Annotated in this window: 20 protein-coding genes; 10 read left to right on the forward strand and 10 right to left on the reverse strand. The window is 35.6% G+C overall.

Annotated elements, in window-relative coordinates; all coding sequences use genetic code 11:
* The first annotated feature begins 2 nt into the window (after positions 1-2).
* The 7 genes from BQ5209_RS03715 (at position 3) to BQ5209_RS10695 (ending at position 7,462) form a co-directional block, all read left to right on the forward strand.
* Positions 3-1,226: an ABC transporter permease gene (locus tag BQ5209_RS03715; protein WP_085247203.1), complete on the forward strand. Its 1,224-nt coding sequence runs from the start codon at positions 3-5 to the stop codon at positions 1,224-1,226.
* Positions 1,216-2,799: an SUMF1/EgtB/PvdO family nonheme iron enzyme gene (locus BQ5209_RS03720; RefSeq protein WP_208609943.1), complete on the forward strand. Its 1,584-nt coding sequence runs from the start codon at positions 1,216-1,218 to the stop codon at positions 2,797-2,799. Before BQ5209_RS03715 ends, BQ5209_RS03720 begins: the two co-directional genes overlap by 11 nt.
* Positions 2,799-3,494, forward strand: coding sequence for a kinetochore Spc7 family protein (locus BQ5209_RS03725; protein ID WP_085247204.1), 696 nt, complete (start codon positions 2,799-2,801; stop codon positions 3,492-3,494). The genes BQ5209_RS03720 and BQ5209_RS03725 overlap by 1 nt, the downstream gene beginning before the upstream one ends.
* Positions 3,495-3,496: 2 nt before the next feature.
* Positions 3,497-3,979, forward strand: coding sequence for a hypothetical protein (locus tag BQ5209_RS03730; RefSeq protein WP_085247205.1), 483 nt, complete (start codon positions 3,497-3,499; stop codon positions 3,977-3,979).
* 63 nt (positions 3,980-4,042) lie between these two features.
* Positions 4,043-5,392, forward strand: coding sequence for a vWA domain-containing protein (locus BQ5209_RS03735; protein WP_085247206.1), 1,350 nt, complete (start codon positions 4,043-4,045; stop codon positions 5,390-5,392).
* A 125-nt stretch (positions 5,393-5,517) separates the two neighbouring features.
* Complete coding sequence (locus BQ5209_RS03740; RefSeq protein ID WP_085247207.1) at positions 5,518-6,966, forward strand: vWA domain-containing protein; 1,449 nt, start codon at positions 5,518-5,520, stop codon at positions 6,964-6,966.
* A 349-nt stretch (positions 6,967-7,315) separates the two neighbouring features.
* Positions 7,316-7,462 carry a hypothetical protein gene (locus BQ5209_RS10695; protein ID WP_167370305.1) on the forward strand — a complete coding sequence of 49 codons (147 nt, stop codon included), beginning with the start codon at positions 7,316-7,318 and terminating at the stop codon, positions 7,460-7,462.
* A gap of 237 nt (positions 7,463-7,699) precedes the next feature.
* Here BQ5209_RS10695 and gyrB read toward each other — a convergent pair whose 3' ends face one another.
* The 7 genes from gyrB to BQ5209_RS03775 all read right to left on the reverse strand — a co-directional run bounded on the left by gyrB (position 7,700) and on the right by BQ5209_RS03775 (position 16,978).
* Entirely contained in the window at positions 7,700-10,111 is a 2,412-nt protein-coding gene (gyrB, locus tag BQ5209_RS03745; RefSeq protein WP_085247208.1) for a DNA topoisomerase (ATP-hydrolyzing) subunit B, read from the reverse strand.
* Between the two features lie 42 nt (positions 10,112-10,153).
* Positions 10,154-11,227, reverse strand: a complete 1,074-nt coding sequence (gene recF, locus BQ5209_RS03750; RefSeq protein WP_085247209.1) for a DNA replication/repair protein RecF — start codon at positions 11,225-11,227, stop codon at positions 10,154-10,156.
* 48 nt (positions 11,228-11,275) lie between these two features.
* Positions 11,276-12,379 (reverse strand): DNA polymerase III subunit beta, encoded by a 1,104-nt coding sequence (gene dnaN / locus BQ5209_RS03755; RefSeq protein WP_085247210.1) that lies wholly within the window; start codon positions 12,377-12,379, stop codon positions 11,276-11,278.
* A gap of 15 nt (positions 12,380-12,394) precedes the next feature.
* A complete protein-coding gene (gene dnaA, locus BQ5209_RS03760; protein ID WP_085247211.1) occupies positions 12,395-13,753 on the reverse strand; it encodes a chromosomal replication initiator protein DnaA in 1,359 nt (452 codons plus the stop codon).
* Between the two features lie 169 nt (positions 13,754-13,922).
* The gene (ompA, locus tag BQ5209_RS03765) at positions 13,923-15,026 is read right to left on the reverse strand and encodes a porin OmpA (RefSeq protein ID WP_085247212.1); all 1,104 of its coding nucleotides are present in this window, start codon (positions 15,024-15,026) and stop codon (positions 13,923-13,925) included.
* 196 nt (positions 15,027-15,222) lie between these two features.
* Positions 15,223-16,131, reverse strand: a complete 909-nt coding sequence (locus BQ5209_RS03770; protein WP_085247213.1) for a recombination-associated protein RdgC — start codon at positions 16,129-16,131, stop codon at positions 15,223-15,225.
* 97 nt (positions 16,132-16,228) lie between these two features.
* Entirely contained in the window at positions 16,229-16,978 is a 750-nt protein-coding gene (locus tag BQ5209_RS03775; RefSeq protein WP_167370306.1) for a MipA/OmpV family protein, read from the reverse strand.
* A gap of 187 nt (positions 16,979-17,165) precedes the next feature.
* Between BQ5209_RS03775 and BQ5209_RS03780 the strand changes: the two genes are divergently transcribed.
* The 3 genes from BQ5209_RS03780 to BQ5209_RS03790 all read left to right on the forward strand — a co-directional run bounded on the left by BQ5209_RS03780 (position 17,166) and on the right by BQ5209_RS03790 (position 20,567).
* Entirely contained in the window at positions 17,166-18,575 is a 1,410-nt protein-coding gene (locus BQ5209_RS03780) for an aspartate aminotransferase family protein (RefSeq protein WP_143421839.1), read from the forward strand.
* A gap of 73 nt (positions 18,576-18,648) precedes the next feature.
* The gene (locus BQ5209_RS03785; RefSeq protein ID WP_085247215.1) at positions 18,649-19,698 is read left to right on the forward strand and encodes a GNAT family N-acetyltransferase; all 1,050 of its coding nucleotides are present in this window, start codon (positions 18,649-18,651) and stop codon (positions 19,696-19,698) included.
* On the forward strand, positions 19,695-20,567 hold the full coding sequence (locus BQ5209_RS03790; protein WP_085247216.1) for an arginase family protein: 873 nt from the start codon (positions 19,695-19,697) through the stop codon (positions 20,565-20,567). The genes BQ5209_RS03785 and BQ5209_RS03790 overlap by 4 nt, the downstream gene beginning before the upstream one ends.
* Positions 20,568-20,644: 77 nt before the next feature.
* Here the strand turns inward: BQ5209_RS03790 and BQ5209_RS03795 are convergent, their stop codons facing one another.
* Genes BQ5209_RS03795 through BQ5209_RS03805 form a run of 3 tightly spaced genes read right to left on the reverse strand, consistent with a single transcriptional unit; the run spans position 20,645 to position 22,237 of the window.
* A complete protein-coding gene (locus BQ5209_RS03795; protein ID WP_085247217.1) occupies positions 20,645-21,046 on the reverse strand; it encodes a DMT family transporter in 402 nt (133 codons plus the stop codon).
* A gap of 1 nt (position 21,047) precedes the next feature.
* The gene (locus BQ5209_RS03800; RefSeq protein ID WP_085247218.1) at positions 21,048-21,404 is read right to left on the reverse strand and encodes an EamA family transporter; all 357 of its coding nucleotides are present in this window, start codon (positions 21,402-21,404) and stop codon (positions 21,048-21,050) included.
* Positions 21,404-22,237, reverse strand: a complete 834-nt coding sequence (locus BQ5209_RS03805) for an alpha/beta hydrolase (RefSeq protein WP_085247219.1) — start codon at positions 22,235-22,237, stop codon at positions 21,404-21,406. The genes BQ5209_RS03800 and BQ5209_RS03805 overlap by 1 nt, the downstream gene beginning before the upstream one ends.

Consider the following 22,237-nt stretch of genomic DNA (forward strand, 5'->3'; position numbering starts at 1 on the left):
AAATGACTAAAGCAATATCAAAATGGTTACTTGTTACTCGTTTATCGTTAGCGGACTTATGGTATGACAAAAAAGTATCATTTTGTATTATTGCCTCAGTAATATCAGTAATTACGCCATTATTATTGTTATTTAGTTTAAAATACGGTGTTGTTTCGCAGCTTCGAGAGCAATTACTCAGTGATCCGCAAAATTTAGAAATAAAAATTGTGGGGAATTTGCAACTTAAAGATGAAATGTTTGAGTGGATAAAACAGCAACCTGAAACAGCTTTTGTTATTCCACTCACACGTTCATTAAATACGCAAGCTGATTTAATGAAAGATGCTAGCCATTTTGTTAATAATGCCGAAATTATTCCCACGGCTAAAGATGATCCAATAACAAAAAATTTGCCATTACCTAATAATAAAAAGCAAATTTTATTAAGTTCATTATCGGCCGAAAAAATGCAAGTCACGATGGGAAGTCATGTAAAAATGGTGATCACAAGGCAGCTTGATGGAAAACTTGAAAAAGGAATGACACAATTAGAAGTGGTAGGTATTATTCCCGAAAATCGTTATAGCCGTGCAGCGGCTTTTGTCTCTTTAGATTTACTAATTGAGATGGAAAATTATTATGATGGTTATCAAAGTGATGTTTTTGTGACTTCTACTGGACAATTAAATCCTCCTCATCATACGTCGTTTGCACGAGCCCGTATTTATGCAAAGTCACTGGATAATGTGGCTCCATTAGCATTTAAATTGCGAGAAAAACATATAGAAACGCGTACCGAGGCTAATGCAATTGAAAACATGCAAGCAATCGATCGAGTCCTTAATTTTATTTTTAGCGTTATTGCAATTACAGCTGTATTGGGATGTGTTTTATCATTTACTGGGTCATTTTTATCGAATATTGAACGTAAACGCAAAGATATTGCTTTTATGCGATTGCTTGGATTTCGCTCGAAAGGCATTATGCTTTATTTAATTAATCAAGCAATGATTTTGAGCTGTTTTGCTTTTATAATCTCTTATGGGCTATTTGCGGTAGGAAATTGTGCTTTTAATTTAGTGTTAGGTAAAAATTTGCTTTCACAATCGGTTGTGAGTCAATTACAATTTTATCATCTTATTATTGCATTTTTACTGACTTTATTTATTTCAGCGGGCATTGTGGTTATAGGAGGGCGAGGTGCTATTCAAATTCAACCAGCAGAAAGCTTACGTGAAGCATAATTATATCCGATTAGCTTGTTGGGGGGTGGCTACAATTAGCTTACTGCCGGCATTAAGTTTTGCTGAACCTTGGGATAGTAAATTTTATAATCCTAAGCCTGCAAAAGATGATGTAATTTTACCGATGCCATGTGATGGTAGTTTAGTAATGAAAAAGGTATTTACCCCTACCAATAAACCGTTAGATGATGTCAAAGTCATTTTAGGAAGTAATCAAAAAGAGCTCGGTTTTGCCGAGTATGCCACGCCCAATTATATTGCTGGTAGCTTTTCTGATGCAGGTAAAGAGCGCTATTATTTGATAGGTAAATATGAGATCACCGCATTGCAATATCAATCCGTCATGAATGATACTTGTCCAACTCCTAAAATAAGTCTTTCCTTTCCTATCACCGATATTAGCTGGTTTGATGCTATCGCTTTTACAGATAAATATAATCGTTGGTTAATTAAAAATCAGTCAAAAATCAAATCAATGAGCTTACCAAATGGTTATGTTCGTTTACCTAATAATACGGAATGGGAATATGCCGCACGGGGTGGTTCAAAAGTGACAGAATCAGAATTTCGTGAATCACGGTTTCCTATGGCTAAAAATCTTGAAAACTATGCATGGTTTTCCGGCGCTAAGTCAGCTAATGGTAAATTGCAACTTATTGGCAGGTTAGATCCTAATCCTTTAGATCTGTATGATATTTTAGGTAATGCAAGCGAAATGATGTTTGATTCGTTCAGAATGAATAAACTTGATCGCTACCATGGACAACAAGGTGGAATGATTGTGCGAGGGGGCAGCTATTTAACACCTGAATCTTCAACTACTAGTGCTTTTCGTATTGAAAAGCCTTTCTATGATGATAAAGGTGCTTATAAAAGTAAAGATGTTGGATTTCGTTTAGTTTATACCACAGAAGTGATAAATTCGAACGATAAAATCAAAAAACTAGACGAAGAATGGAGTCAATTAGGTCGAGAAACAGACAGCACAAACAATGGCAATGTTGTCAGTGAGCTTGAAAAAATTACCAAACAAGTTGAAGATGAGAAGACAAAAAAAGAGTTAAATCAACTCAATGCACTTTTACGCAGTGCCAATCAAGCGCGCGATGAACAACGAGATCGTTCCATTCAATCAGCATTACAATTAGGTGCATTTTTGTGTGCTAATGTTTCAGATTTGAATGGCAAGTTTGAGTATAATGATCATTTATATAAAACAATGATCAATGAAGTTTGTGATCCAAAAGAAGCAGATACTGTGACCGATGAGAATATGTGCTCAAAAGTGAAGCTAGATAATTTAAAACAAGTCGTTGATGAGTCTAAAAGTGCACGTGATTTTATATTGAAATATTATTCGGATACGATTGTTAATACGGCGTCAAATTACGAAAAAAAGACGATTAATGATCAAGCTAAATCAACGCAATTTATTCTCGAAAATAGTGGCAAAGCGAATATGAGTGATTATTTAAAACTCTATTTCAAACATATTAATCAATATATTGAATCGGGGAAGATCGAGCGAACAGCTTGGCTACAAACATGTAATGAGATAAAAGGAAAAAATTGATGAATAAAATTATAGTAATACTAACTCTATGTGTATCGCTTATTTTAGCAGGATGCCAAGGAGCTGGAGCTGGGCGAACAAGTTCTAGAAATGTTGATCCTGCTTTAACAAAAAGTAATACGGCTAAATTTTTTAGTAAATCAGCCTGGCAATCTTGTGCTGTTGGTGCTGGTTTAGGGGGGATTGGCTGTATGTTAGCTGGCGGAAAAACAGGAGTATGTCTTGCGTCTGCGGCGGTTGGTTGCGGTGTATTGATGGGCGCTAACTATTATCTTGACAGTAAGCGAGCTCAATATGCTGATGACCAGATGCGTTTAGATGCTTATATCCAAGACATTCAACAAAACACCTACGAAGTACAAGCAGTGACCCAAACAGCTAAAGCAGTATTAGATAAGAATTTAGCTACACTTAACGTATTAAATAATCAAATAAAAAATGACACATTAAATAAAAAACAAGCACAAACTGATTTGGCACAAATTGATGCAAATATTGCTTATTTAACGGATAAATTACGACGCATGAAGAAAGTTGAAAATGAGTGGGTTTCTATATCATCTCAAGAACAACAATCAGGGATGAGAGTAACAAAACTCGATCACCAAATCAGTCAATTACATAAACAAATTTCAGTACTTGAAAATCAAATTAATCTTGTTACCAAACAACGTTCAGCAGTTAAGGTGAGCTAATTATGAAAAAAAAATATCTTCTATTACTCAGCCCGCTTATTTTTGTAGCTGGCTGTTCAACAACCCCCGAACAGTGCGATCCGACCAATACCAATATTGGAATTATGGATAAAATCAGCTGTAATTATTCAGGCAATTACCAAGCTCGAATTGATCAGAAAAAACAAATTCTAGAAAATGAGGTAAGAGCCAATCAACAGTTTAAAGAGATTTATGCCATCATCGAGAAACAAAAAAATGACACCTCGTTAAGCATTAAACAAAAACAGGCACAGCAGCAAAAGTTGAAAACTGAGTTAACTAAACTAACCGATGAAGTAAAACAAAAAGCCAAAGGACGTGACGACTTGCAGGCTCAAGTAAAAGATATTGAACAGCAATTAAATAAGGTGAACAATTCAAATAGTTCTGAACTTGAAAAACAAGTTGAGTTTGAAAAATTAAATAAAAAGCTGCAACAATTGCAAAAAGCATTGAATATATAAATATATTATATTAAATCAGTGTTTAAATAAAACAGAAGCTAAATAAAAGGAAATAAGTTAGCAATGCAGCGCATAACAAGAATTATCTGTGATAATCATTCTGAACAGATGTTTTTATTCAATCAATATAATTCTTTGTTAGCATTGCTAAAACCGCATTTAACTGAACGTACTTTTTCGATCTTAGCCATACCACGGTTGATTGACGATAATCAATACATTGGATGGTATAGCTCTTTAGAAGGGCAAGCTATCTTATTGAGTGAAGTCAGTGATCAATCGCATAAAGCTAAAATAGAAAAAACGTTACAAAATCGTATTAACGATATTGAAGCGGCTGTTAAGTTAATGTCAATCACTGCTGAGCAGCAGGCATTTATTTCATCGTGGTTACCTAGAATTAAAAGTTTAGGTAACCATATTTATGTGATTAATGATGAACCTGTTATTGTTAATACTTTTGAAGATCCCATTTTACCTGTACCAGCCTCCGTTATTCCGACAAAATCATTTTGGCGTGGATGGTATTTTTTATTGTTAGCCTTATTGTTGCTTGGATTACTTGGCATTCTTTGGTATTTATTTTTCCCATATGGAAAAGAAAAACCAGTCATTACTGATGCTGAGCCAGTCGTAAATCATTCCGATAAAGAAAAAAAATCAGACCTTGTTGTAAAATTGGAGCCTGAATCGATACTAGCGCCAACATCTAAAAATTGTATTACTCGTGAAGAGATTGCCAATAATAGTGACACACCACAAATGGTTATGATATTTGATAATTCTGCCTCAATGACATTGACTTTGCTGGAATCTCAAGCGTCCATTAATCAATACTTAAATACTGATTGGTATTCAATGAGCCAACAAGAAGCTGATGCATACGAAAAACGCATGACACGTTTACCTAATCGTTTATCAAGTAGTAAAAAAGTCGCATTGTCGTCCATTGATAAAATTCAACCAACTGTCAATATTGCGTTAGTCACCCTTTCTGCTTGCCCTATTGCACAAACTACCTCGTTTTATCATTATGAAAACCGCGGAAAGCTGAAAGATAAAATTAGTCAGTTAAATCCATTAGATAACAACAGCGCAACGCCTTTATATAGTGGTATAAAACAAGCTAGTAAAATGCTTGATGGCGTCAATCATGATGATTACATCTTAGTAATTAGTGATGGCGAAGATAACTGTACCAAAGCAAATATTTGTGCTTTAGCCAGTAAAATCGCCGCTGAACAACCTCGTCTCAAAATAAATATAGTCGATATTGCCGGACAACATAAAATTGACTGTGTTGCAAATAAAACTGGTGGTAAGGTTTATATCGCTCAAAGCCCGATACAGATAGTTGAACAAATGAATAATGCCGTTTCGAATATGAATATTAGTAAACCGATATGTGAATAATTATTTTCAAACAATACTAGATAATCGAGTATCTCGTTTTTATTATTTCTATTGGTACAATCGTTTGAAGTTAACTGCAATTTTAGTATCAGAATAATCGTCAACTGTAAGGAATTAAATCAATAATGCAACGAATAACGCGGATAGCCTTTGATTATAATAACCCAGAGAAGATATCTCTATTAGAACAATATCATTCCTTACTATTATTATTAAAATCACATTTAACCGATCGCACTTTTTCAATTTTAGCATCACCAAAGCTAATTGATAACAATCAATACTTAGGCTGGTATACCAATCTCCAAGGGCAACCACTTTTACTTGATAGCATTACCAATCAATCCCATAAAAATAAGGTAGCCAAAACGTTACAAACACGTATTAATGATATTGAAAATGCTGTTAGGCTAATGCCATTAAGCGATGAAGAGCGAAGTTTAGTTTCAGCATGGCTTCCAAGAATTAAAAGTTTAGGTAACCAAATTTATGTGATTAATGATGAACCGGTTATTGTCAATACCTTTGAAGAACCGGTTTTACCTACAGCATCCCCCGTTATTACTCCAACGCCAAAATGGCGTTGGTGGCATTTTTTTATCTTAGCCTTATTACTTGTTGGTTTACTTAGTATTCTGTGGTATTTATTTTGTCCATTTGGTAAACAAAAAACAGTTATTCCCGATCCTATGGCTGTCATTGCACCGGCTGTTATAGAAAAGAAACCTGAACCCAAACCGACACCTGAGCCTGTTATTGAACCAAAAGATCCCGTGCCAGAGGAACCTACGCCAATTGCAACATCTGAGGTGAAACCAGTGCCGGTGCCAGCACCAGCACTAAAGGTAAAAAATCCACCTAACTGCATCACCAAAGCAGAAATGAATAAAGATCCTAATCCATCTAAAATGGCAATCGTGTTTGATAATTCATTATCGATGATGGTGACATTAAATGAATCGCCATCAACGGTTGCGCAGTACTTTCAATATCTGGCGTATGGTTATGCACGTCATATGTCAGAGCAAGAAAGAATCAATTACGAAAAGCGTATGACGCGCTTACCAACTCGTTTATCAAGTAGTAAAAGTGTGGCTATTTCAAGCATTGATAAAATACAACCAAACATTGATATTTCACTCGTCACGTTGACAAATTGCCCCGCAGCTGATGTTTCGCCATTTTATAAGTACACTAATCGCGTGTCACTAAAGCATAAAATTAAACAATTAACACCTACAGCAGCAGGTGGGGGTGGAACACCTTTATATAATGGTCTAGAAAAAGCCAGTAAAATACTAGATGGTGTAAAACGTGATGATTATATTCTTATTATTAGTGATGGCGAAGATAGTTGTACAAGAAATAACATTTGTACTTTAGCTAACTATATTGCTGCACAAAAACCACGATTAAAAATTAACATTGTTGATATTGCTGGTGAACATAAAATAGACTGCATTGCTAACGCTACAGGTGGAAAAGTTTACATTGCCCAAAGTCCGAACGATATGATTAAACAGATGAATAAAGCAGTTTCAAATTTGAAAATCAACAGACCTGTGTGTCAATAACTAACAGAAAATAATATTAACTTATTTTATTGAATTTTTTTGTCATACTTTTCATTGTGGTGAAAAGTGTTGTGTTTTTATAAAATTGTTCAGGTAGGATGTTGATTTTATTTATTTTTTATTTTTTTAATTAAATCAACGAGTTATTTTGTATTTTTGGGGTTCTTTTTCTAACGTCGAATGCGTCAACAACTGAGTAAGGTTTTCACGTTAAACAAGAAATGTTTAACGAGGCTGTGTTTGTCAGAAATAAATCATAATTGGTGCATAAAGATCAAGTGACCAATTTTGGGGTATATTTGAACATCTGAATAAAGTGAAGATAGCATTGAAGAGGTAAGTATCATGGATGATAAGAGTAATTGCGATGGTAGCTGTAGGGCATATTTTTCAATCAATACGTGGGGGGATTGCGCGTAAAAATCCCCCCAACTCGGATATTGACAGTAAAGTTATCTATAGTTATCTATTCACTAAAAAGTCTAAAATTCCTTAAATCACCTTATAGATACTTGATTTTACTCAAAACAACAAAATAAAAAACTTTAATAAAATCAATTATCTACCTGGTTGTTTTTTATTTTTCAATGATTGTTTCCTAGTTCTTTTTTGAACAGGTGCCTTAAAAAAACTATTTCGATTATAGTGACCTGATATATAAGAAATTTTTACCATTTTTCAATAAAAAACCAGACATTATGTCTGGCTTTTTGTTTCTTAATAACAGTAATATTTAGAAATCTAAATTAGCTGCTTTAAGGGCATTTTCTTCAATAAATAATCGTCGAGGTTCAACTTCATCGCCCATAAGGGTTGTAAACAATTGATCAGCCTCAATGGCGTCTTTGATGGTGACTTGTAACATACGGCGACTGGTTGGATCCATGGTCGTTTCCCATAATTGTTCTGGGTTCATTTCGCCCAGACCTTTATAACGCTGAATAGTTAAGCCACGACGAGACTCTTTAATTAACCAATCAACAGCTTCTTCAAAAGAATTAACTGGTTGTTTACGTTCACCGCGTTGAATAAAGGCACTATCTTCCAGTAAATCTTTTAATTGTGCACCAAGGTGGCAGATATTACGGTATTCATTGCTATGAATAAAGACCTGATCTAATGGATAATTTGTATCAACACCATGGGTTCTTATTTTTATAATTGGCACATACAGTTGTGCTTTTTCATTATATTCAGCCGAATAAAGATAGCTGCTACCATGTTGCTCTTTATTCGATAGTTTTTCAACAATGGTTTTTGCCCAATTTTCAGCCTGCTGTTGATTTTGTAAAATACTTTCGTTTAATACGTCATGATAAACCAATTCAGAAAGTAGCGCTTTTGGATAGCGTCGTTCCATTTTGGTGATGAGCTTTTCAACCTTTTGATATTCTGCAATCAGTCGTTCTAATGCTTCGCCAGCAAGTGCTGGGGCATGATCATTAACGTGTAACGAGGCATCTTCAAGCGCTAAGGCGATTTGGAATTGCGTCATGGCATCATCGTCTTTGATGTATTGTTCTTGTTTGCCTTTTTTGACTTTGTATAAAGGCGGCTGTGCGATATAAACATAGCCACGCTCTATGATTTCTGGCATTTGACGATAAAAGAATGTTAATAGTAAAGTACGAATATGTGAACCATCGACATCGGCATCGGTCATGATGATGATGCTGTGGTAGCGCATTTTGTCTGGATTATATTCGTCACGCCCTATACCACAACCCAGTGCGGTAATTAATGTACCGACTTCTTGCGATGAGAGCATTTTATCAAAACGGGCTTTTTCGACATTTAAAATCTTACCTTTAAGCGGTAAAATTGCCTGATTTTTGCGGTTGCGCCCCTGTTTTGCCGAGCCACCTGCAGAGTCCCCTTCCACTAAGTACAGTTCAGATAGAGCAGGGTCTTTTTCTTGGCAGTCAGCGAGTTTACCCGGTAAACCACCCAAGTCTAAAGCTCCTTTACGGCGTGTCATTTCTCGCGCTTTGCGCGCCGCCTCACGAGCTCTTGCTGCGTCGATGATTTTGCCGACGACAATTTTTGCATCGCTTGGGTTTTCAAGGAGGTATTCTGCTAATTTTTCTCCCATAACCGATTCAACTGCAGATTTAACTTCTGATGATACTAATTTGTCTTTGGTTTGTGATGAGAATTTAGGATCAGGGACTTTAACTGATACAACCGCAATTAGACCTTCACGCGCATCATCACCTGTGGCGCTAATTTTCGCTTTTTTGCTGTATCCTTCTGCTTCCATATAGTTGTTTAATGTGCGCGTCATTGCGCCACGGAAACCCGCTAAGTGTGTACCGCCATCCCGCTGTGGGATGTTGTTAGTAAAACAATAGATATTTTCTTGGTAGCCATCATTCCACTGTAGTGCCACTTCAACGCCAATATTGTCTTTTTCTGTGCTGAAATAAAATATTTTAGGATGAATAGGATTTTTATTTTTATTTAAATATTCAACAAAGGCTTGAATACCACCTTCGTAATGATAATGTTCGCTTTTTCCGGTGCGTTCATCAAGTAATCTGATAGATACGCCTGAGTTTAAGAACGAGAGTTCACGTAGTCTTTTAGCCAGAATTTCGTAGACAAACTCAATGTTAGTAAAAGTTTCAGGGCTTGGCCAGAAGCGAACATAGGTTCCTGATTCGGTTGTTTCACCAATCACTTTGAGCGGTGCTTGTGGTACACCTAAGTGATAAATTTGTTGGTGAATTTTGCCATCGCGATAAATCACTAATTCTAATTTATCCGATAGGGCATTTACCACCGAAACACCAACCCCATGCAAGCCACCGGATACTTTGTAAGAATTATCATCAAATTTACCACCCGCATGTAATACGGTCATAATAACTTCAGCCGCTGAGATACCTTCTTCTTCATGAATACCCGTTGGAATACCACGCCCATCGTCACGTACAGAAACAGAGTTATCGGGGTGAATAGTCACTTCGATATGGTGACAGTAACCTGCTAATGCTTCATCAATGGCATTATCGACCACTTCAAATACCATATGGTGAAGTCCTGTGCCATCATCAGTATCACCAATATACATACCTGGACGTTTACGGACAGCATCAAGCCCTTTGAGTACTTTAATGCTGGAAGAATCATAAGAATTAGACATGGGTTTCTCGACTTAATTGATTGTTTATATCATTCTGTATATTTAAGAAATTATACCAGATTTTATGTAAAAAATCTTATCATTTTCATCGATCATATGGGTAATTTGCGCTTGGTTAACAGCAGTAATAAATACTTGTGAATTAGCTAATTTTAAACGTTTTGCCAGCAGTTCTCGCTTATTGTTATCGAGCTCAGATGCAAAATCGTCAATCAAGTAAACACAAGCTTGGGTATTTTGCTTTGAGTAATACTCACCTTGAGATAGACGTAAAGCACACATTAATAGCTTTAATTGCCCGCGCGATAACAAATCTTCAACCGGAATATTATCGACACGTAATCGAATATCTGCTTTATGTGGACCGACTGATGTGTAGTTAAGGAGTTTGTCTCGATCATATTGTTTGCATAATATTTCAGCATAATTAGTGCCATGTTCCCAACCTTGATAATATTGGCAATTAAGCTGATATTCGGGTAAAAAGTCATGGCAAGTTTTTATTATTTCAGGAAAAATATGTTGCGAGTAATCTGCTCTAATGTGGCTAATTTTTTCAGCAATGGGGGCAAGTTCTTTATCCCAAGGTAATAAGTGATTATAACTTTGAGATTGCTTTAATAATGCATTGCGTTGTTTAAATAAGCGTTTTAGATTATTCCATAAATGAACAAATTCTGGATAATGATGGAAGCATCCCCAATCAATAAATGCACGACGATATTTAGGACCACCACTTAATAAATCAAACCCTTCAGGTGTAATTAACTGTATGGGTAATAATTTGGCTAGATCGGCGAGTCGAAAACCCTCGTCCCCATCTATTTTGATTTTATTCTCGCTAGTGCGTGACTTTATAAGACCAATGGAATGGAGTTGTTGATTAGTATTTTTTATCTCACTAAATAATATAAGTTCAGGTTGTTGATGCTGAATAATTCGATTAGATTGAGTATGTCTAAATGCGCGACCATGGCCAAGCATATAAATGGCTTCAAGTAAGCTCGTTTTTCCACTGCCATTATCGCCAACAATGAAGTTGAAATGTGGCGACAATAATAGTTGTGCATAATCAATATTACGGAAATGATGAATGTTGATTTTTGAAAGAGTCATATGCCTTGAATGAGGCCGGCCGAAGCCGGACAATTAAATGAGATTTGATTATAAGCGCATTGGCATAACAACATAAGTTGCTGTCTGATTATTGAGATCTTCTATTTGCACACTTGATGTTGCATCAGTTAATAACAGTTGTACACTATCACATTTCAACGTATTTAATATATCAAGTAAATAGGTTACATTGAAGCCAATCTCAAGCTCTGCTGATTGATATTTCACGTCAATAACTTCTTCTGCTTCTTCTTGTTCTGGGTTATTTGCGGTGATCTTTATCTGATTGTTGTGGACATGAAGGCGAATACCACGGAATTTTTCGTTAGACAAGATGGCAACGCGTGATAGGGCGTTTCTGAGCTCTTCACAAGATACTTCAAGTGGTTTATCTGGATTGCGTGGTAATACGCGTTTGTAGTCAGGAAATCTACCATCAATGAGTTTTGATGTGAAAGTGAAATCACCAAGATTAACACGTAAATTATTATTACCAATTTGCATATTGATTAATTGGTCGTTATCACTAACCAGCTTAGCAAGCTCAAGTACCCCTTTTCTAGGTAAAATGACCGAACAAGAAGTTTTGGTATCTTGCTCAATAGGTTGTGCACATAAAGCTAATCGATGTCCATCTGTTGCAACTGATTTTAATAGACCATCTTCAATTTCAAATAACATGCCATTTAAGTAATATCTGACATCTTGGTTAGCCATTGAAAATTGCACAGCATCAATAAGGCGTTTAATGGTTTTTTGTGGAACGGAAAGATCAACATCACTTTGCCAATTTTCTAAATTTGGAAAATCGCTAGCAGGTAACGTGGATAATGAAAATTTACTACGACCTGATTGAATCATCAATCGATTATCGTCAACACTTATCGAAATTTGGGCATTATTAGGTAGGTTTCGGCAGATATCAAGAAATTTTCTAGCCGGTACTGTGGTTGCGCCGGGTTCACATGGTTCAACCAATGGTAAATGAGATATCATCTCTATTTCAAGATCAGTTCCCGTCATCGATAGCGTGTTATCGCTCACTTGTAATAGTAAATTACCCAAAATTGGTAGTGTAGGGCGACTACTCAATGGCGCACTGACAAGTTGCAATGGTTTAATCAGTTTTTCACGATCTATAATAAATTTCATAGTATTGATTCTTTTTTAAGTTGATAACGTTCGAATTAAATTGGAGTAATCTTCTTTTATATTATTACTTTCTTCTTTTAATTCTGCAATCTTTCTACAAGCATGTAATACCGTTGTGTGATCTCTTCCTCCAAAGCCGTCACCAATTTCAGGAAGGCTTTTGTTAGTGAGCTCTTTGGCAAGTGCCATTGCCATTTGTCGTGGTCTTGCAACAGAACGAGAACGACGTTTAGACAGTAAATCTGATACTTTAATTTTATAGTATTCAGCCACCGTTTTTTGTATATTTTCAATGGTAACCAGTTTTTCTTGTAAAGCCAGTAAATCTTTTAAGGCATCTTTAACAAAATCAATGGTAATGGCTTTGCCAGTAAAATTAGCATTAGCAATAACGCGATTAAGTGCGCCTTCTAACTCACGAACATTGGAACGTAATCGTTTAGCAATAAAAAAAGCGACTTCTTCAGGTAGCTTAATATGATTTTCTTCGGCTTTTTTCATTAAAATTGCAACCCGCGTTTCTAATTCGGGGGGCTCAATTGCAATGGTCAATCCCCAACCAAAACGCGATTTTAAGCGATCTTCAACGCCATTTATTTCCTTGGGGTAGCGATCTGAGGTTAAAATAATTTGTTGATTACCTTCTAATAATGAATTGAACGTATGAAAAAATTCTTCTTGTGATCGCTCTTTATTTGCAAAAAATTGAATGTCATCAATAAGCAAGGCATCAACTGAACGATAGTAATTCTTAAACTCTTCAATGGCATTATTTTGTAGCGCTTTTACCATATCTTGCACAAAGCGTTCTGAATGCATGTAGACAACTTTGGCATTGGCTTTTTCTGCCATTATTTGATTGCCAACCGCATGTAATAAATGGGTTTTACCTAAACCAGTAGAACCATATAAAAATAATGGGTTATAAGCTTTACCTGGATTTTCAGCTACTTGTTTTGCAGCAGCAACTGCAAGTTGGTTCGATTTACCTTCAACAAAACTATTGAATGTGTGCTTATGGTTAATACCAGAATGATAGACAAGATTATTATTTGTTTCTTTTGTCGTTTTCCATGCTGGTACCACTTCTGTTTTGCGTTGGTTATTTTGTACTTTTTTATCTTTAGATACGGTTGAACCCACTTCAAGAAATAGTTTTAGAGAATCGTTATTAAATAGTTTATTTAATAATTGGGAGATAGTTGTTAAATATTTGTTTTTTACCCAATCTAGGACAAATCTATTTGGTGCATAAATATAGAGTTTATTCTCGACCAGTTCCGCTTGTAACGGGCGAATCCATAAATTGAATTCTGTTGTGGGGATTTCTTCTTGTAATTGAGAAAGGCAATCTTGCCAAATAGCGGTAGGCACGGCAACTCCTTTAACTTTGCTTACTGACAATACAGTTAAGCATTATAATCTTTTTTGTGGATAATTTGTAGATCTAAGACAATATATAATTTAGTTGTTAACAAAAACAGCTAGGTAAAAAAAACCCGGTATTTAACCGGGTCTTAATGAATAACTTAAAAAACAAAGATTAGTTTGTTGTATCAGTTACTTGAACTTCTTGAACGTTACGTGCTTTAACTTCAATTTCAACACGACGATCTGGTGCTAAACATGCTTTTAAGTTAGCGCCACGAAGTGCATTACATTTAGTACCAGTAACTGGTTGAGCTTTACCCATACCACGTGCACTGATTAGGTCAGCAGGAACACCTTTAGATACTAGGTATTTCATTACTGAGTTAGCACGTTGTTCTGATAGTTTTTGGTTATAGCTATCTGAACCGATGCGGTCAGTATGACCAATTACAACTATTGCACTTTCAGTTGGGTTGATTTTAACAAGATTTGTAAGTAAGTTATCTAATGCTTGGCGACCTTCTTCTTTTAAGTCAGCTTTTGCATAAGAGAACAATACATCTTCATTTAACACATAACGGTTTTCTTGCGTTTTTATTTCAACTGGTGCAGCCACAGCAGGAGAGCCTAAACGGTAAGTAATTCCTAAAGTTACCATGCCTGCATCTGGAGATGCGTCAGTTTTAGTGTGAATATGTTGAACATATTGGTATTCTAAACGAGTAGAAAAGTCTTCGTCAAAACGATAGTCAAGACCTAATGCATAAACAGGAGATAGGTCGGTTTTTGTACCGCCGTGGCCGTATTCTGCTTTAACATTTCCGTTATTTTTCCACTTAGCAATAGTCACCATTCCACCAGCACGACCATAGATATCTAAATCGTCAGAGATGAATGATAATGGATAGCTTAATTTACCAGTTAAAGAAACACCTTGTGCAGAGATTTTGCTATCACCCGCTTTAGTTTTGTCAGCATTATTCAAAGTTCTTTTATATTTAGCTGAACCTAACCAATCATAACCTAACTCAAAGGCTAAATAAGGGTTTGCTTGGAAGCCAAGGAAAGCACCACCAGCGACATTGCTACGGTTTGAAGTTTTAATACCAGCTTCATCTTTTTCATAGCCGCGGACTTTATTCGCATCTAGTTTATAAAGTTCTGACCAACCTAATTTAGCACCTGTGTAAAAGGTGTTATCTTCATATGCCGCATTAGCTGCAGTAGCGGTTAAAGTTGTAACTGCAATTGCTAGAGCTAGAGTAGTTTTTTTCATTTTATTGCCTCAACTTATATGTTGTTATAGACGATGTTTAGTTTCTTTATTGTTTAAAATTTACTTTAAATAAAAAGAACTATGACTTATTTTTATACAATTATGTTTTACCCATAATCTGTTACTTAGTATATCATAGATAATAGGCAAATCTATAGTTATTGCTGTCACAATAGAAAATATTTAAATAATTTTTTCAAATTATTTTGTAAATTGTTATGCAAAAGTCATTAATGGTATTAGCTAATGAATTAGCCATAATAAAAAAGTCAGCTTCTCGTCTTTTATCCAATTCATCTGAACCGATATCTTCATTTTCCTCTAAAATAATTGAATCAAATTTAATGCGTTTAAATGTTAAGTCATTATTAACGATAAAGCTAATGCCTCTTTCATCAATGATTTTAATTTTACTGATCCATTTTCCTGAATCGAAATGGATACGCATTTCATCACAGGTAATTTCTTGATTTTTGCAACTGATAATGCCATTACCTTCAAGGGGATCTTTTAGCTCTGCTTGATCGCCTAATAAAAATGGCGGAAATTTCAAGTTCTCTTTAGCCCATGTTGTCATGACCTGTTCAAGTGGTTTATCAATTGATAAGGGTGTTAAAGCAAGTGAACCCAGCTCTTTACGTAAAATAGCTAAGATATCTTCTGCTTGTTTAAAACTACTGCAGTCAACAATAATACGTTTATTATGTGTATCTATCCATAACCAATAGTGATTATATTTACTAAATGCTCTTGGCATTAGATCAACCATGACTTCGTCTTTTAAAGCGGCTTTTTCGTTTTTAGTTAGTTTTCTGCTTAGTGCTTGTTCTTGCTTATCGATTTTATCTAATAATGCTTGTTTAATTACGGGAGCGGGTAATATTTTGGTTTCTTTTTTGATTCTTAATAATAAATGCCCCTGCATATCAATAATAAAAGCATCGTCATTATTATCATGATAAGGCGATACCCAACCCATTTTAGTAGTGTCTAGATTACCACAAGGGATGAATGGATGAGATTTTAACGCTTTTGCAATCGCATCTTTATTAAGTAATGTGTCATTATTAAGTTGATAAATGATGGCATTTTTAAACCAGAGCATACTTTTCTTTTTCCTGAATTTTTTGTGATGAAGATTTTATCTTGTTTGAACTAGTAATAACTTATAGTGCTTAATAAACCGTTATCATTTATGTTCATTAAAAGTTATAAGATACTCCCATATAAATCGAAGTTACAGTATTATTGTCAACCATTGGGCTATCTGTCACATTGCTGGTTAATTTATCGATATGAACACCGCCAAAAGTTGCAATGTTTTTAGTTAATGAGTATTGTGCCGCTATTTCAGCATAAGGTGTCAATGAGTTTTCAGCACTAAAATATGGTAATCCTGATCGAGCTGATTCTTTATGAGAAACACCATAATAGTAATCATTATGTTTGCTGTTGACCCAATTTATACCGATGGTAGGTGCGACAATTAAATTGCCTTGTATATATGGGACAGTATAATCAGCATTGATTAAAATACTCTTACTTTTATTTAGCATATCAGCTCCAACGCTACTAGAAAACCCACCCCAGTTGGTTACAAGGTTATATTCTATTTCTGTCAGTAATGTTGCGTGACGGATATCAAGTTGTTTTAATTGGTGATTATCTGAATTGTGTGGTTTAAATTCATTAGCTAAGTAGCGCGCACCAATTGAAATACTTTGATCATCGGTATGATAAACATAAACTCCAGCCGATAAATCATCAATAAAAAATCGCCCATTATCATAATCAATATGAGGAATAGGAAAATAACGCGCATTGTAACTTTTATAAGGTGAATTTTCCCAACCAACACCTGCACCAATGGAAAAGGGATCAGCTAACGCTTTTGGGGAAACACCTAAAACGATTGTTGACAAAATAGAAAGTGCACTAGCTGTTTTTTTCATTTTTTTATACCCATATATAAAAAGTGAACATTTTTCGCTAGTCACACAAATTTTATCATTATCTTTTATTTTGCTGTTTCGCTTATTGTCACACAATCTATACATTAATTGTACATTGTAACAAACCAAATTTCTGAATAATAATGCCACATTTTGTTGTATTTGAATATGGATTAGTGAGATAATTATGAGTAAACCGACTTTAGAAATGATTAACAGTCGCCCTGATGATGCGACATTGTTAGCGGATGAAGCTAAATATTGTTCTTTTGGCGATACTGTGCACTATGTTGAACCGCCAAAAATCTTTGATGGTTGTGAAGGTAGTTATATGTATGACAAAGAAGGCAAAGCTTTCCTTGATCTACAAATGTGGTATTCTGCATGTAATTTTGGTTATGCCAATGAACGTTTAAACAATGTCCTTAAAAAGCAAATTGATACCTTACCACAGTGCGCAAGCCAATATTTGCATCCAACCAAAATTGAACTAGCCAAAACCATTGCCCAAGGCATGGAAAAGCGCTTTGGTTATGAAGGACGAGTACATTTCAATGTTGGTGGTTCACAATGTATTGAAGACTCATTAAAATTGGTACGTAATGCATCTGGCGGTAAATCATTAATGTTTGCTTTCCAAGGTGGATACCATGGTCGTACTTTAGGGGCTTCATCAATCACATCAAGTTATCGTTATCGTCGTCGCTATGGTCATTTTGGCGATCGTGCCATGTTTGTTCCATTCCCATATCCTTTCCGTCGTCCAAAAGGCATGACAGCAGAAGAATATGGTGAACATTTAGTGACTGAATTTGCCCGTTTATTTGAAACCGAATATCACGGTGTTTGGGATCCAAAAGTTGGCCAAGCTGAATATGCAGCATTCTATGCCGAACCTTTACAAGCAACAGGTGGTTATATTGTACCTCCACGTAATTATTTTAAAGGTCTTAAAAAAGTGTTAGATCAGTATGGTATTTTATTAGTGGTTGATGAAATCCAAATGGGCTTTTACCGTACCGGTAAACTTTGGTCAATTGAACATTTTGATGTCAAACCTGATGTGGTTGTTTTTGCCAAAGCATTAACTAATGGTCTTAACCCTTTAGGTGGTTTATGGGCGCGTGAAGAATTAATTAACCCACAAGTATTCCCTGTTGGGTCTACTCACTCAACTTTTGCCTCAAATCCATTAGGTACAGCAGTTGGTCTTGAAGTATTAAAAATGACTTCTGAAACTGATTATGAAAAAATGGTCATGGACAGTGGTGCTTATTTCCTTGAAGGTTTAAAAACACTTGAGAAAAAACACAAAGAAATTGGTGAAGTTGATGGCTTAGGCTTGGCACTTCGTGCAGAGATTTGTACTGAAGATGGCTTTACAGCTAATAAAGCCTTAGTAGATAAAATGGTTGATATTGGTATGTCAGGTGATCTTGATTGGAAAGGTACCAAAATGGGCTTAGTGCTTGATATTGGTGGTTACTATAAAAACGTGATTACCTTTGCCCCATCGTTACACATCTCTCGTCAAGAAATTGATCAGGGTATTGAATTGCTTGACCAATTAATTACCCGAGCGAAAAAAGAGCTTTAATTGTTTCATTCTTATCTTCCCGTCAATATCTATTGACGGGACTGCAAATTACTACCTACCATAGATTGACGTTATGAAATACATTAATCAGTTAGAACCTAATGAATTAATAGAAAATTTTTTAGTTCATCCTCCAAAAGAATTTTCAGCATGGCTAAGTGAAGATGGTGTGCCTGTTTTTTCTGCCAAGTTTGATCTTCTCACTACTGCAGATGATGATTTCAGACATAAAATTAAAAAACTGCCTTTTTACCATAAATGGCAGCGCTATTTACAACCCAATACTTGTTTTGTTGGCGCAACTGTTTCAGAATACGCATTACTAAATGATAAAGTGGATGCGAATCAATTAGTACAGCATCTTAAAATGGCTTATGCTAAGCAATATCCTTTATTAATTGTTAAAGATATACCTGTCGCATCGCCTTTACTGAGTGAAAAAGAAAATGATTATTCAATGCATCTTATTTCTTCACTAAAAAGACAGGGTTTTATTGAAGTTGAAGGGCAAGCATTAGCTTGGCTACCGATTGATTTTGCAAATATGAATGAGGTTTTTTCGCGATTTTCTTATAGTCGACGTAAAAATTTTAGACGAAAGCTAAAATCACGAGAAAAATTAGTGATTAATATGTTGCATAGTGGGGATGAGTGTTTTTATAATCAAACGGTTTTAGATGAGTATTATCAACTGTACCTTAATGTTTATCAGCAAAGTGAAATCCATTTTGATTTATTGACTAAGCCCTTTTTTACTCAGCTATTACAAAATAAAACCCAAAATGCACATATTGTGACTTATCACTATGATAATAAGTTGGTTGGGTACAATATTTGTTTTGTTGTGAACAATATGCTAATTGATAAGTATATCGGTATGGTTTATCCACAGGCAAGAGAGCTCAATCTCTATTTTGTAAGTTGGTTTGTAAATCTTGAATATGCTTTGCAGCGAGGGCTTAGCCATTATATTGCAGGTTGGACCGATCCTGAGGTAAAAGCATCACTCGGTGCAAAATTTACTTTTACTAAACATCTTGTTTATATTCGCAATCCATTATTAAGAACTATATTACGTAGATTGATTGGTCATTTTGAAAGCGATAAGGAGAAAGTAGCATGACCTGTCCCATTATTCTCAATTTTGATAGAAGCGTGGGTGATATTTGCCATGCTCAAACAATTGATGTTATGCAGTGGCAAGATACAATTCGTTTTGGTTGCACTAAGAAACAATTTAGCCAATTTAAACAGGTATTACAGCAATCTTTACCCGAAAGCCATGGCACGGTATTAATGGGCAGTGGTGATTTTCATCATATTTCATTACTACTTATTGAACGTCTAGCGCAGCAATATTCGGCAAGTAATCCTATTCAAGTTGTGATTTTTGATAATCATCCAGACAATATGCGCTATCTATTTGGCGTGCATTGTGGATCATGGGTTAGTTATGTGGCAAGTTTGCCTTTTGTCAGTCATGTACATGTGCTTGGCATTACCTCCCATGATATTGGTATAGCCCATTTTTGGGAAAATAGATGGAAACCGCTATTTCATAAACAATTGACTTACTGGAGCTTAGATGTCAATGTCGCATGGGCAAAAAAAATTGGCTTAGGACATGCTTTTAGGCATTTTGCCACACCAGATGACCTTATTGCCAACTTCTTATCCGAACAATATCATAGTGCACAACCGATCTATTTATCGATTGATAAAGATGTATTAAGTGAAGAGGTGATTCACACCAACTGGGATCAAGGCAAACTACAAACGTATCATCTGCTTGATACTATATCGTCAATTAAACCTAGAATTATCGGCAGTGATATTACCGGTGAACTATCAATATGGCAGCCATCTAATTGGTTTAAACGTTTGCTTAGTTCTCTTGATAAACAACCGAGCATATCACCAAATAACCTTATCAATTGGCAACAAGAGCAACATCAACTTAATTTAACATTATTAAAAGCATTAGCGGTATAAATTTGTGTAAAAAACTTTCAGGAAAGCAGGCGTTTAAGTATAAAACCTTACCTACTTTTCCTTATTGTAATTGGAAATTAACGTTGATGATGGTGTGAATCTTGTTCCGATAATTTACTTTCTGCTAATGCCAAAAAGAGAATGCCTGAAACAATTAATATTGTACCAATTAACTTGAATAAGGTAATTGGTTCGTGAAATAACCAAATTGAAACAACCATCACGGTCACAACTTCAAAGTGTGATGCGGCAAAAGCGGGTCCTACAGGGGCTTTTTTTAATAACGTCATCCAAGTAAAAAATGTCAGAATATAGCCTGCTATTGAGATATAGATCCAAGGGTTAGTAAATACGCGAATTAACCATGCAAGGCTCATTTCTAGTGGTTGCGCTTCAATAGCCGTTAATTTAAAACTGCATTGTGCAATTGTGTCAAAAAAGAGTAATACAGAAAAGCCAATTAAGTAAAATCTAGCCATATTAAGACATCCCTACAAAAACAACACCGGCGGTGATTAATAGCATTCCGATCAAGCGGTAACTAGTTAGTAATTCTTTGAAAATAATACGACCAACTAACATGATAGTAATAATATTAAACGAGGCAAGTAAAACCCCTTGAGAAAGAGGCACTAATGTTAAAAAGGCTAGCCATAATAAGAATTCAGCAATATAAGAGGTAACGCCAATCCAGATCCACTTATTTTTTGCTAAATCTAACCAATAGTACCAACCATCCCGGTTATTGGGTGCGATGGCGGCAAATTTAAAAGCGACCTGCCCTAATGTATCCAAACAGATATTACTAATCCAAAGTAGAATAACTAATGGCGACATTATGCTTTTATTCCTTTTGCTATATTCTTAAAGAAAGAGGCGCATGTTTTTATCACTTCGCGGCGCTGACGATCAATCGTAATTAAATGATAGCTATTATGTAATACCACAAATTTAGAGGGACCTGATACCTGTTTTTCGACCAATTTAGCATTGGTTTCTATATTGGCGATATCATCGTTACCTGAATGCATTATCAGACATGGCGAAACGACTTTAGGCAATTCAGTTCGCACCAATTTTGCAAATATTTGCATTTCGGCAAGCGCAGGGAATGGGTTACCAGCAAGACCAGCTGAGGCAGCATCACCATTTAACATACTTTCAGAGACTATTGCGCGAATGCGTTCATCTTTAAGCCCATAAGGTGGCCTTTCAATGAACACCTGTTTTTGAAAAATACCTACTTTCTTAAAGAAAGCGAGTAAGCGAAAGACTTTTTTTCCCCAAAATGGTATGCTCCAACCATCGTAAAAAAATGTGGGTGCTAACACGCCAACACCTTTGATTTGTTGCGGTCTGTCCACAGCCAGTTTGAGCGAAAGCAGTGCCCCCATCGATAGTCCAGCAACAAAGATATTATCCACATGCTGCGCTAAATAATCGGCGCCATCTTGCACACTTTTATACCAATCTTGCCAAGTTGTTTTACACAGATCTTCTTCCGTACCGCAATGTCCTGCTAACTGGATTGCATAAACTGTAAAACCAGCTTTATGTAAGCCATTAGCTAAAATCCGCATTTCATTAGGCGTTCCTGTTAATCCATGGATTAATAGTACGCCATCTTTGTTACCTGGTAGAAAGTACGATAAATCTTCAATTGTACTCAT

The organism is Gilliamella mensalis, assembly GCF_900103085.1.
Lineage (GTDB): Bacteria > Pseudomonadota > Gammaproteobacteria > Enterobacterales > Orbaceae > Gilliamella > Gilliamella mensalis.